General features: G+C 71.4%; 11 protein-coding genes. 4 read left to right on the top strand and 7 right to left on the bottom strand.

The genetic code is table 11. The features are described 5' to 3' along the window. Positions 1-174: 174 nt before the first annotated feature. Positions 175-1,806, bottom strand: a complete 1,632-nt coding sequence (gene pruA / locus AS97_RS31645) for an L-glutamate gamma-semialdehyde dehydrogenase (RefSeq protein WP_059144149.1) — start codon at positions 1,804-1,806, stop codon at positions 175-177. 56 nt (positions 1,807-1,862) lie between these two features. After that, positions 1,863-2,789: a proline dehydrogenase family protein gene (locus tag AS97_RS31640; RefSeq protein WP_059144148.1), complete on the bottom strand. Its 927-nt coding sequence runs from the start codon at positions 2,787-2,789 to the stop codon at positions 1,863-1,865. A gap of 164 nt (positions 2,790-2,953) precedes the next feature. Here AS97_RS31640 and AS97_RS31635 point away from each other — a divergent pair, with 164 nt between their 5' ends. Then, on the top strand, positions 2,954-4,195 hold the full coding sequence (locus tag AS97_RS31635) for a helix-turn-helix domain-containing protein (protein WP_210566088.1): 1,242 nt from the start codon (positions 2,954-2,956) through the stop codon (positions 4,193-4,195). Between the two features lie 6 nt (positions 4,196-4,201). On the opposite strand, the gene AS97_RS31630 is transcribed toward AS97_RS31635, so the two are convergent. Then, a complete protein-coding gene (locus AS97_RS31630; RefSeq protein ID WP_210566087.1) occupies positions 4,202-4,879 on the bottom strand; it encodes a TetR/AcrR family transcriptional regulator in 678 nt (225 codons plus the stop codon). Positions 4,880-4,975: 96 nt separating this feature from the next. On the opposite strand from AS97_RS31630, the gene AS97_RS31625 reads away from it, so the two are divergent. Together AS97_RS31625 and AS97_RS31620 are read left to right on the top strand one after the other, a co-directional pair. Next, a complete protein-coding gene (locus tag AS97_RS31625; protein WP_210566086.1) occupies positions 4,976-6,646 on the top strand; it encodes an MFS transporter in 1,671 nt (556 codons plus the stop codon). A 222-nt stretch (positions 6,647-6,868) separates the two neighbouring features. Beyond that, positions 6,869-7,825: a glycoside hydrolase family 6 protein gene (locus AS97_RS31620; protein ID WP_210566085.1), complete on the top strand. Its 957-nt coding sequence runs from the start codon at positions 6,869-6,871 to the stop codon at positions 7,823-7,825. 16 nt (positions 7,826-7,841) lie between these two features. Here the strand turns inward: AS97_RS31620 and AS97_RS31615 are convergent, their stop codons facing one another. Continuing rightward, on the bottom strand, positions 7,842-8,426 hold the full coding sequence (locus AS97_RS31615) for a Uma2 family endonuclease (protein WP_059144143.1): 585 nt from the start codon (positions 8,424-8,426) through the stop codon (positions 7,842-7,844). 114 nt (positions 8,427-8,540) lie between these two features. Next, positions 8,541-9,155, bottom strand: coding sequence for a TetR/AcrR family transcriptional regulator C-terminal domain-containing protein (locus tag AS97_RS31610; RefSeq protein ID WP_125759218.1), 615 nt, complete (start codon positions 9,153-9,155; stop codon positions 8,541-8,543). A 71-nt stretch (positions 9,156-9,226) separates the two neighbouring features. On the opposite strand from AS97_RS31610, the gene AS97_RS31605 reads away from it, so the two are divergent. Then, positions 9,227-9,796, top strand: coding sequence for a peroxiredoxin-like family protein (locus tag AS97_RS31605; RefSeq protein ID WP_210566084.1), 570 nt, complete (start codon positions 9,227-9,229; stop codon positions 9,794-9,796). A 66-nt stretch (positions 9,797-9,862) separates the two neighbouring features. On the opposite strand, the gene AS97_RS31600 is transcribed toward AS97_RS31605, so the two are convergent. Together AS97_RS31600 and AS97_RS31595 are read right to left on the bottom strand one after the other, a co-directional pair. Further along, complete coding sequence (locus AS97_RS31600) at positions 9,863-11,353, bottom strand: MFS transporter (RefSeq protein WP_210566083.1); 1,491 nt, start codon at positions 11,351-11,353, stop codon at positions 9,863-9,865. A 44-nt stretch (positions 11,354-11,397) separates the two neighbouring features. Continuing rightward, entirely contained in the window at positions 11,398-12,180 is a 783-nt protein-coding gene (locus AS97_RS31595; protein WP_210566082.1) for a TetR/AcrR family transcriptional regulator, read from the bottom strand. Between the last annotated feature and the right edge of the window lie 144 nt (positions 12,181-12,324).

Here is a 12,324-nt window from a genome sequence, read left to right as displayed (position 1 = left end):
CACGTAAACTGCGGTAAATAGTGCCTACTTGACTGCTTGACGCTAGCACCGCCGCGCGTCGGGCGTCCACAGATTTCCCCCTGCGCGCCCGGAGCGCACGCCGCCCCCGGACCGCACTGAAGCGGTCCGGGGGCGGGGTCGCGGGGCGGGCGGCTCGGCCCGTCCGCTCGGGGGTCAGCCCATGTGCGGGTAGCGGTAGTCGGTCGGCGGGACCAGGGTCTCCTTGATGGAGCGGGTGGAGGTCCAGCGCATCAGGTTCTGCTTGGCGCCCGCCTTGTCGTTGGTGCCGGACGCGCGGCCACCGCCGAAGGGCTGCTGGCCGACGACGGCACCGGTCGGCTTGTCGTTGATGTAGAAGTTGCCGGCCGCGAAGCGCAGCGCCTCGCAGGTGGCGGCGGCCGCCGCGCGGTCCTGGGCGATGACGGCGCCGGTCAGCCCGTACGGGGCGGCCGACTCCATCTGCCGCAGCATCGCGTCGTACTGATCGTCCTCGTAGACGAACACCCCGAGGATGGGGCCGAAATACTCGTCCTTGAAGATCTCGTTCTCCGGGTCGGTGGAGACCAGCACGGTCGGGCGGACGAACCAGCCCTCGCTGTCGTCGTAGGTGCCGCCCGCGACGACCTCGACCGTCGGGTCGGACTTCGCCCGGTCGATCGCGGCCCTGTTCTTGGCGAAGGCGCGCTCGTCGATGACCGCGCCCATGAAATTGCCGAGGTCGGTGACATCGCCCATGGTCAGCCCGTTGACCTCGGTGGCGAACTCCTCCTTGAGGCCGTTCTCCCACAGGGAGCGCGGCACATAGGCGCGGGAGGCCGCGGAGCACTTCTGGCCCTGGAACTCGAAGGCGCCACGGGTCATCGCCGTCTTGAGCACCGCCGGGTCGGCGGACGGGTGGGCGACGATGAAGTCCTTGCCGCCGGTCTCACCGACCAGCCGCGGATACGTCTTGTAGTTCTCGATGTTGTTGCCGACCGTCTTCCACAGGTACTGGAAGGTCTTGGTCGAACCGGTGAAGTGGATGCCCGCGAGGTCCGGGTGGGCCAGGGCCACCTCGGAGACGTCCTTGCCGTCGCCGGTGACCAGGTTGATCACGCCCTTGGGCAGCCCGGCCTCCTCCAGAACCTCCATCAGCAGCACGGCGGCGTGCGTCTGGGTCGGGGACGGCTTCCAGACCACCACATTGCCCATCAGGGCGGGGGCGGTGGGGAGGTTGCCCGCGATGGCGGAGAAGTTGAAGGGGGTGATCGCGTAGACGAACCCCTCCAGCGGCCGGTGGTCGCTGCGGTTCCAGACCCCCGGCGAGTTGGTCACCGGCTGCTCGGCCAGGATCTGGCGCGCGAAGTGGACATTGAACCGCCAGAAGTCGATCAGCTCACAGGGAGTGTCGATCTCGGCCTGCTGCGCGGTCTTCGACTGGCCCAGCATGGTGGAGGCCGCGAGCGTCTCCCGCCAGGGGCCGGAGAGCAGATCGGCGGCCTTGAGGATGACCGCGGCACGGTCGTCGAAGCTGAGCGCGCGCCACGCCGGGGCCGCGGCCAGGGCGGCGTCGATCGCGTCCTGCGCGTCCGCTTGAGTGGCGTTGGCGTAGGTGCCCAGGCGGGCGGAGTGGTTGTGCGGCTGGACGACGTCGAAGCGCGTCCCCGCTCCCATCCGCTTCACGCCGCCGATGGTCATCGGCAGGTCGATGGGGTTCTCGCCGAGCTCCTTGAGCTTGGTCTCGAGGCGGGCACGCTCCGGGGTGCCGGGCGCGTAGGTGTGCACCGGCTCGTTCACCGGCACGGGGACCTGGGTGACGGCGTCCATGATGGCCGTTGTCTCCTTCGATCGTCGGGTTGCGAGGTCTGCGATGCCGAGAGCGGTCAGCGACGGCCGACCAGCGAGCGCAGGAAGAATGTGAGGTTGGCGGGGCGCTCCGCGAGGCGGCGCATGAAGTACCCATACCAGTCTGTGCCATACGGGACGTAAACCCGCATACGGTGACCTTCCGCCACCAGCCGCTCCTGCTCGGCCACGCGGATCCCGTACAGCATCTGGAATTCGTACTCGTCCAGCTTGCGCCCGAGCCGGTGCGCCAGATCCTGGGCGATGGCCACCATGCGCGGATCATGCGAGCCGATCATGGGATAGCCCTCACCGGCCATGAGGATCTTCAGGCAGCGCACATAGGAGCGGTCCACCTCGCGCTTGTCCTGGTAGGCGACGCTCGCCGGCTCGTTGTACGCGCCCTTCACCAGCCGCACCCGGGAGCCTTCCCCGGCCAGCGCCCGGCAGTCGTCCTCGGTCCGGAAGAGATAGGACTGGACGACCGCGCCGGTCTGCGGGAAGCGGGTGCGCAGCTCGCCGAGGATGGCGAGGGTGGAGTCCACGGTGGTGTGGTCCTCCATGTCGAGGGTGACCGTCGTGCCCGCCGCGGCGGCGGCCTCCACGACCGGGGTCACATTGGCCAGGGCCAGATCGTGGCCCCCGGGCAGCGCCTGTCCGAAGGCGGAAAGCTTCACGGACATCTCCGCCCGCCCGGCGAGCCCCTCGGCGGCCAGCGCCTCGGTCAGCGCCAGATAGGCGTCACGGCTGCGCAGCGCCTCGACCCGGTCGGTCACGTCCTCGCCCAGATGGTCCAGGGTGACGTCCAGGCCACGGGCGGTCAGCGACCGCACCGAACCCAAGGACTCGGTAAGCCGCTCCCCGGCGATGAAACGGTCCACCATCGGGCGGGTGACCGGCGCGGCCGAGACGAGACGGCGGATGGCGGCACTGCGCGAAGCGGCGAGCAGCACGGGTCCCAGCACGGGGCACCTCCACGATGACGGCCGACGAACGGCATCAACAACTCACCGTGAAACTTAAGGATGGCTCGGATCCCGGACCATCGACAGCTGTCACGCATCCGTGGCCGGGATCTCAGACATCTGTATGAGAATGTGAGGGGTGAAACCAGGAAGAGGCGGGACCCATGCGCGACGACTACCAGCAGCTGGTGGACGAGATCACGGCCGTGCTCCGGGCACCCGCGACCCTGGAGAACCGCGACTTCGCACTGATCGCCTTCGGCGCCCAGGACAGCGAGGACCGCGATGACACGGAGGAGCCGGCGCTCGACCCGGTCCGCACCCGCTCGATCCTCCAGCGCCGCTCGACAGCGGCGGTGCGGGCCTGGTTCGAGGCGTTCGGGATCGCACGGGCGCAGGCGCCGCTGCGGATTCCGCCCGACCCGGCGGCCGGGGTGTTCATGGGCCGTATCTGCCTGCCCGTCCGGCACCGCGGAGTGGTGCACGGCTATGTCTGGCTGCTGGACGACGGCCACCTCTCCGATCTGGAGCTGGGCGGACCCACGGGCGCGCCGGACCCCCGGCTGGCCCGCGCGATGGAGACCGCGGACCGCATCGGGGCGCTGCTGGCGGCCGAGGCACGGGCCGGGGAGGAGCTCGGCGAGCTGCTGCGCGATGTGCTGACCGGGCCGCCGGCCGGCCGGGACGCCGCCCGCGCCGGGCTGCGGACCGCGCTGCGCGGAGCGGGCGACGGGCCGCTGGCGCTGGTGGCGGTGGTGCCGTGGACGCCGGGGACCGGCGAGGACGCGGACCACCCCGGGCTCCCCCACCTGCCGAGCATCGTGGCCGCGTGCGCGCTGCCCGGGACTGCGGCGACCGGAGCGGGGCTGGCGACGCTGGTCCGGCTGCGCGCGGCCACCGCCCTGGACCCGGCCCGTACGACGGCCGAACAGCTGCTGCGCTCCCCCCGGGCCACCACCGGATCTCTGGACGGGGTACAGCCCAGGGCGGCCGCGGGGGTCAGCGCTCCCCGGCGCGGACTGGAGGAGCTGCCCGCCGCCTGGCAGGAAGCCCTGGACGCCGCGCGGGCGGCCCACGCCGATACGCGCCTGGGACCGGTCGCGGAGTGGTCCGCCATCGGCCCGTACCGCCTGCTGACCGCACTGCCCGAGCTGCCGCCCGACGCCGCCGTACGCCCGCTGCTGGCGCCCGCCCACGCCGAACTCGCCCGCACCGCCGAGACCTTCCTCGACTGCGCGGGCCAGGCCGGGCGCACCGCCGCGCGGCTGGGCATCCACCGGCAGACGCTCTACTACCGCCTGTCCCGGGTGCGGCAGCTGACCGGTCTGGACCTGGACGCGGGCGAGGACCGGCTGCTGCTCCACATGACCCTCAAGGCCGCCCGCCTCGGGCCGCCGCGGCGCTGAGCCCCCTCAGCCCGCAGGCGACGCGGGGGCGTCGGGCGCCGGGAGTGCGTCGGGGGTCGGGAGTGCGTCGGGGGTCGGGAGTGCGTCGGGGGCCGCGGGGGCGTCGCCGACGATCCGCCGCATCGCCTCGACGAGGTCATGGGCGCTGGGCATGAGCTCGGGGTCGATGGCCATCTGGACGATCATGCCGCTCACCAGCGTCATATAGAACGAGCCCATGACCCGCGAGGTCTCCTCGTCGACATCCCGCTCGTCGATGCCGTGGATCAGCCCCACCAGCCCCTGGCGTCCCTCCGGTTGGGCCCGGCCGAAGGCCGCGCGCAGCTCGGGGTCGTGCCGAACCTGGAGGATGGCCTCCAACTGGGACTGCCACATCGCCTGGTGCTTGCCGAACAGCTCGAGCACCCGGGTCCAGCGGGCCTCGAACCGCTCCCGCAGCTCGGTGTCCTGATCGCCGCCCGCCGGGTCGTCCGCCTCCAGGGACCGCTGGACGTCATCGGCCCAGTCGCCCATCGCCGCGAAGAGCGCCTCCCGCATCAGGGCGTCCTTCGAGCCGTAGTGGTAGCCGATGGAGGCCAGGTTGGCGCCCGAGGCGGCCACGATGTCCCGCGCCGTCGTACGGGACCAGCCCTTCTCCTCGATGCAGCGCTTGGCCCCGGCGAGCAGATCCTCTCGATGTCCCATGGCGCCAGGGTATCCCGACCCCATACGACCGTCCTAGACGTGCGTCTTACACACACGTACTAGACACGCGTTTAAGACGCTCGTATATTCACCGCCATGACCTCGACCTCGGCCTCGATCTCGATCTCCACCGGCCCGCGCGCCGGGCGCAAGGAATGGACCGCCTTCGTGGTCCTGATGCTTCCGCTCCTCCTGGTCTCCATGGATGTGTCGGTGCTGTACTTCGCGGTGCCGGCCATCAGCCGGGAGCTGCACCCCAGCTCCACCCAGCAGCTGTGGATCTTCGACATCTACGCCTTCGCCCTCGCCGGGCTGCTCATCACCATGGGAGCGCTGGGCGACCGCTTCGGGCGGCGGAAGCTGCTGCTGTTCGGGGCCGCGGCCTTCGGCGCCGCGTCCGTCGCGGCGGCGTACGCGCAGAGCGCCGAGACGCTCATCGCCGCACGGGCGGTGCTCGGGATCGGCGGCGCGACGCTGATGCCGTCGACGATGGCGCTGATCCGCAATCTCTTCCTCGACGAGAAGCAGCGGGCCACGGCGATCGCGATCTGGTCGTCGGCCATGGCGGGCGGCATCGCGCTGGGCTCGGTGCTCAGCGGGGTGATGATCGAGCACTTCTGGTGGGGCTCGGTCTTCCTGATCAACGTCCCGGCGATGGTGCTGCTGCTGGCGCTGGTGCCGCTCCTGGTGCCGGAGTTCAAGAACCCGAAGCCCGGGGCGTTCGATCTGCCGAGCGTGCCGCTGTCATTGGCCGCCGTGCTTCCGGTGATCTACGGACTGAAGAAGACGGCCGCCGACAACGGCGTCAGCCCGATCCCGCTGCTGTCCATCGTGGCCGGTCTCGCCGTCGGCGCCGTCTTCCTACGGCGTCAGCGCACCCGCCGCGACGCGATGATCAGCCCGGAACTGTTCCACCACCGCGGCTTCGGCCCGTCGATCGCGCTCAACGCGCTGGCCACCTTCGCCATGATGGGGTCGGCCTACTTCACCACCCAGTATCTGCAGTCGGTGCTCGGCAAGGGCCCGCTGGAGGCGGCGCTGTGGAGCCTGGCCCCGTCCGTCTGCGTCGGCATCGCCGGACCGGCGGCGGCCGCGGCGGTCCAGCGCGGCGCCGACCGGGCCCATGTGATCGGCGCCGGCTTCCTGACCGGGGCCCTCGGCTACGGGATTCTGGCCCTGGCCGGCACGGACGCGCTGTGGACGGTGCTGATCGGCGCCGCCGTCCTGGCCAGCGGGATCGTCATGGTGATGTCGCTGGTCACCGACATGGCGATCGGCACCGTCCCGCCGAAGCGGGCGGGTTCCGCGGCCGCGCTGCTGGAGACGGGCCAGGAGTTCGGCGGGGCGATGGGCATGGCGGTGCTCGGCAGCGTCGGCACCGCCGTCTACCGGAGCGACGTCAAGGACTCGCTGGGCGGTGAGCTGCCCAGGGGCGCGCTCGACCAGGCGCGCGAGACGCTGGGCGCCGCCGTCGCGGTGGCGGGCAAGCTGAAGGGGCGGACCGGGGAGCAGCTGCTGGACGCGGCACGCGAGGCGTTCACCCACGGGATGCGGATCGCGTGCGGGGCCGGGGCGGTGGTCCTGGTGGCGGCCGCGGTGCTGGCCCTGGTGACGCTGCGTCGGGTGGAGGCCGCGGAGCCCGCGGCTGGGGGCGCTGCCAAGGCCGGGGATGTGCCCTCGACCGGCGCGGGTGTGCCCTTGACCGGCGCGGACGAGGCGGCGGACCGCGGCGAGACGGTGAGCGAGGCGGCGGCGCCGGGTCGCTGAGCCGTGGCCCGCCGGAGGGAACCTCGCCGAGGTGGGGTCCCCTCCGGCGTTCCGCGCGAGGCGAGTTGACCGTTACGCGCGGCGGTGTGACGGCCGTACGCGTGTGATCCGTATCGAACACGACGGCAACCATCTCCCGCCCGGCGGCAACCAGAGGACGGCGGCCCGGACGACACGGCCGCCCGAGGGCTGAGCAGCCCCCCGCGAGAGGAGTGACGCACCGTGCGCATCACCAGAGCGTTAGCGGCGGCCGGGCTCGCCGTCGCCTTCCTGATCGGCGCGCCCCACACACCGCGGGCGGTCGCGGGCGAACTTCCGGGCGCCACACGGTTCTTCAACGACCCCGACTCGCTCGTCAACAAGTGGGTCGCCGCCAATCCCGGCGACTCCCGGCAGCCGCGCATCGCCTCGCGGATCGCCAGTCAGCCGCAGGCCCTGTGGTTCTCCCGGTACTCCCCCGGCACCGTCACCGCGGACGTCCGCACGGTCACCTCCGCCGCGTCCGCCAAGGGCGAGACCCCTGTCCTGGTGACGTATCAGATCCCCAACCGCGACTGCGGCGGGGCCTCGGCGGGCGGTGCGCCGGATCTCGCGAGCTATGACGCATGGGTGCGGGCCTTCGCCGCCGGGCTGGGCAGCGGGCCCGCGATCGTCATCCTCGAACCCGACTCGATCGCGCTCATCAGCTGCCTCTCCCCCTCCGAGCTGAGCGGCCGTTATGCCTCACTGGGCCGCGCGGCGACCGCCATCCACGGCGCGAACCCCAACGCCCGGGTGTACTTCGACGCCGGGCACTCGGCCTGGAACAGCGCCGCCGTCCAGGCGTCGCGGCTTCGCTCGGCCGGGGTGCTGACCAGCGGCGACGGCATCTACAGCAATGTCTCCAACTTCCGCCGCACCACCGACGAGGTGGCCTTCGCCAAGAGCGTGCTCGCCCAGCTCGGCACCTCCTCGGGGCTCACCGCCGTCATCGACACCAGTCGCAACGGCAACGGTCCCGCCCCCGACAACACCTGGTGCGACCCCCACGGCCGCAAGGTCGGCGCGAACCCGACGGCGAACACCGGCGATCCGGCCATCGACGCCTATCTATGGATCAAGCCGCCGGGCGAACTGGACGGCTGTGCGGGGGCGGCGGGCACCTTCTCGCCGGACTACGCATACGAGCTGGCGGGCTGAGCGCACGCGACCTCGGTCACAGGTGGTCGATCTCGGTGAGATCGATGTCGATGGTGAACGGGACCGGAAGCTTGATCCGCTCGTGGTAAATGCCGGTCGGCACATACGTACGCGTCACCGTGTTGAGCTCGAAAACCTGGACGACCGGACGGCGACCCTCACCGTGCTCGACCAGCCAGAAGTGCGGAATTCCCGCCTCGGCGTAGAGCTGTGGCTTGCGCTTGCGGTCACGTGACTCCGACTCCGGCGAGACGACCTCCACCACGAGCACGGCGTCGGCCGCCTGGAAGCCCGTTTCATGCGCCTCGGTGGTCACCGCCTCGGCGCGCAGGATCGCGATATCGGGCTCGGGGCGGTTGTGCCTGTCGAGGGCAACGGTCATCTCGCGGCACACCCGCAGCGACTTCGGTGCCACTCGGCGCAAGGCACTGATCAGCAGATCCACAGCCAGCGAATGAAAATACTTCTGCGGGCTCACGAAGACGAGGCTCCCGTCGATCAGCTCAGTGTGCGGCGGGAGCTCCGGCATGCGGTCAAGATCGTCTGCGGTGAATCCGCCCGGGGGCGGAAAAGCCCAGGCCGGAAGCGGTTCAGCAGTCATGGTTCCTCCCATGGACGGGATTCTGGCCGCGTGACCAAGGGTAGCGGGCGGGAACGCCGAAGCCGCCACCCACACGAGTGGGAGCGGCTCCCGGCATTGACCCGCGCCGACTGGCTAACCGCCCAGCCCGCGCAGGAACACCTCCAGCCCCCCGAAGAACTCCCGCTCCACCCCCACGCTCCGCGCCTGGCGCGCCGTTTCGGCCATGTACGGGAACGCGTCGGCCGGCAGCTCGGCGATCGTGACCGTGCCCGCCCCGGACAGCGGCCCGAGGTGTTCGAGCTGGATCGCCCCGATCACATAGCCGAGCAGGGCGCGCAGCGCGAGGACCCGCCGTTCGCCGTCCAGGCCCGCCTCGGTGAGGAGCGCCAGTGCCGTCTCCGACCAGCGCAGTCCGCTGGGGGAACGGTGCCGGTGGGTGAGGGTCAGCGGGAGGACCGCGGGGTGGGCGGTGATCGTGTCGCGCAGCCGCCCGACCATGATCCGGAGCCGGTCGTCCCAGGGGGCCCCGGGCTCCGGCGGCGTGGTGTCGACGGCGCTGAGGACGCGCTCGACCACCAGCCCTTCGAGCTCCTCGCGATCGTCGACATAGCGATAGAGCGCCATTGCGCTCATCCCGAGTTCCTTGGCGACGGCACGCATCGAGAGCCCGGCGAGCCCCTCGCGGTCGAGGACGGCAAGGGCGGCCGAGGCGAGCTGATCGGGGGTGAGGGAGCGGGGACGCGGCATGGCGGTTGACAGCGTACGTCATACGCCTACGCTGGTAGGCGTATGACGTACGCTTACGAAAGGGGGCTCCCATGGAGCCCGATTCCGTCGTCGCAGCCCGCATCCTCACCCCTGTGACCGGCCCGGACGTCGCCGTCCCCGACTCCGACAGGCTGATCCACCTTCAGTTCCGGCGCTTCGCCGGATGCCCCGTCTGCAATCTCCATCTGCGGTCGATCGTGCGGCGCCATCAGGAGATCGAGGCGGCCGGAGTCCGGGAGGTGGTGGTCTTCCACTCCCCCGCCGAGGAGCTGCGCGAGCATACGGACGAGCTGCCGTTCGCCGTGGTCGCCGACCCCGGGAAGCGGCTCTACCGGGAGTTCGGAGTGGAGCAGGCACCCAGGGAGCTGCTCAGCCCGCGCGCCTGGGGGCCGATCGCGCGGGCGCTGCTGACCGGCGTATGGGCGGTGGTCCGCGGCCGGGAGAAGCTCCCCGCGCCCAGCCAGCCCGGGGGCAGGCTGGGGCTGCCCGCGGACTTCCTGATCGGCGGGGACGGCCGCGTCATCGCCGCCAAGCACGGCGAACACGCCTATGACCAGTGGTCGGTGGACGAGCTGCTGGCGCTGGCCGCCCGCGCCCCGCGCCCCGACCCGGCCCCCTGATCCACCACCGCCGCAGGCCCTCCGCTCCGGGGTGGGAGCGAAGGGCCTGCGGGAGGCGAGGTGCCGTCAGCCCAGGTGCGCGGGGAGCGGGGTGGCGCCTTCGGCGCCCGGTTCCCGTACCGGGCGCGGGGTGTTCATCAGCAGCCCGATGACCACCGCGGCGCCCACGAGAATCGCGGAGGAGACGACGAAGGCGTGCGAGAAGCCCTCCACCAGACCCGCCTTGGCGGTCCGCGGTGTCATCCGCGCGGCGTGCGAGGCCATGTAGTCGGACGTCGCGCTGGTGGCGATGGTGTTGAGCATCGCGGTGCCGATCGAACCGCCGATCTGCTGGGCGGTGTTGACGGTGGCGGAGGCGACGCCCGCGTCCCCCTCCCCCACGCCATGGGTCGCGTAGTTCATCGAGGGCGCCATCACCAGGCCCATGCCGAAGCCGACCAGGAGCTCGGCGGGCAGCACTCCCGCCGCGTACGAGCTGTCGACGTCCAGGGGCACCAGCAGCGCGACACCGGTGGCCGCGATCAGCAGACCGGGCGCCACCAGCAGGCGCGGCGGCATCTTGGGGATGAGGCGGGAGGCGACGCCGCCCGCGCCGACCAGCACCGCCCCGGTCATGGGCAGGAACGCCACACCGGTGAGCAGCGCCGAGTACCCCTTGACGAGCTGCATGTAGTACGTGAGGAAGAGGAACATCGCGAACATGCCGACCACCGAGAGGCCGACCGCCAGATAGGCGCTGCCACGGGTGCGGTCCGCCACCACGCGCGGCGGCAGCAGCGGCCGCGCCACGCTCCGCTCCACCAGGACGAAGGCGAGGAGCAGCACCGCGCCCACGATGAGCAGCCCGGTCACCAGCCGGGAGTCCCAGCCCTCGGACTCGGCCTCGCTGCATCCGTAGACCACGGCCACCAGCCCGCACACCGCCAGCAGCACACCGGGGATGTCGAAGCGGGCCCGGCCCTCGGCGCGGGTGTCGGTGGGCAGCACGGACCAGCTGAAGGCGGCGACGACGGCGATCGGCACATTGACGTACAGGCACCAGCGCCAGTCCAGGTACTCCGTCAGCAGCCCGCCGACGACCAGCCCGATCGCACCGCCGCCCGCCGCAATCGCGCCGAAGATGCCGAACGCCTTGGCGCGTTCACGGGGTTCGGTGAAGTTCACCGCGAGCAGCGACAGCGCCGAGGGGGCGAGCAGCGCGGCGAACGCGCCCTGCAGGGCGCGGGCCGAGAGCAGCGTCTCGAACCCGGAGGCGGCGCCGCCGAGCGCGGAGGCCCCGGCGAACCCCAGCAGGCCGATGAGGAAGGTGCGCTTACGGCCGGTGTAGTCCGCGATCCGGCCGCCGAGCAGTAGCAGACTGCCGAACGCCAGGGTGTAGGCGGTGATGATCCACTGCCGGTCGCCGTCGGAGATGCCGAGGTCCTTCTGGGCCGACGGCAGGGCGATGTTCACGACGGTGATGTCGAGAACGATCATCAGCTGGGCCAGGCCGATGAAGACGAGTGCGAGCCAGCGCCGGGGGTTCGCCTCGGGTGGCGTCTTTGAGGGCTGGGACATGACCATGCCTTTCTGGTCGTGCGGAAGGCGAACGGAGCGGGAGATCAGTCGGCGTCGGAGTCGCCGGAGTGGTCGGCGCGGGCTTCGGAGCGGGCGGCGCGGGAGCCGGAGTGGCCGGCGCGGGAGCCGGAGTGGCCGGCGCGGGCGTCGTCGATCACTCGCTCCCGGAGGAGCTTGAACGCCGCGGCATCGACGGCCGGGCCGCCGAGCGGGGTGGTGGGCCGCGGGGAGCCGGTGGGGCGCAACCCATCGATATAGACATCCAGTTGGCGATGGGCGAGGGCGTCATCGGCGGCGAACCGGCCACCGCCGGGCAGCGGCCGCGACAGCCGCATGATCATCATCGTGATGTCGCCGAAGACGACATCGACCCGGATCAGCCCCTCGGCCTGGGCGCGCAGAAGCAGCGCGTCGATCGGGTCGACGACATCGCCGGGGACGCCGTCGAGGATCTCGGCGACGGTGAAACGCCCCAGCAGCGCCGGCATCACCGAGCCGATCTTGAGATCGAGGGCGGCGTGCATAAAGCGGCGCAGCGCGAGATGGGCGTCGTCCTCCTCGGCGGCGGCCCGGCTCCCGGCTTCGACCAGTGCGCTCAGCACCTCGATGGCGACCCCTCGGTGGAGATCGTCGCGGTGCGGAAACCGCCGGTAGAGGGTCGCGATGCCGACCCCGGCGCGCCGGGCTATCTCATCCAGCGGGGCATCGGGCCCCTGATCGGCGAAGACCTCGCGGGCGGCGCGCAGGATCTGCTCCCGGTTGCGCCGCGCGTCGGCGCGCATGGGCGGGACGTCGGCGAGGGCGTCGGCGTCGGTGTCTGCGGACACGGGGCTCTCCTGACAGCGCATACGAAAGCTATGTGGAGAAATTTTCTCCACATAGCTGTGAGCGTAGCGAGCCGACCCGCATTATTCAACACACGATGAAAAAGATCCGGAACCCCTCCGGCAGGCCCTGCTGCCAGGGCCGCA

The organism is Streptomyces sp. AgN23 (genome assembly GCF_001598115.1).
Lineage (GTDB): Bacteria > Actinomycetota > Actinomycetes > Streptomycetales > Streptomycetaceae > Streptomyces > Streptomyces antimycoticus.
The sequence above is the reverse complement of the archived record's forward strand: the minus strand, read 5'-3'. Positions and strand labels throughout refer to the sequence as shown.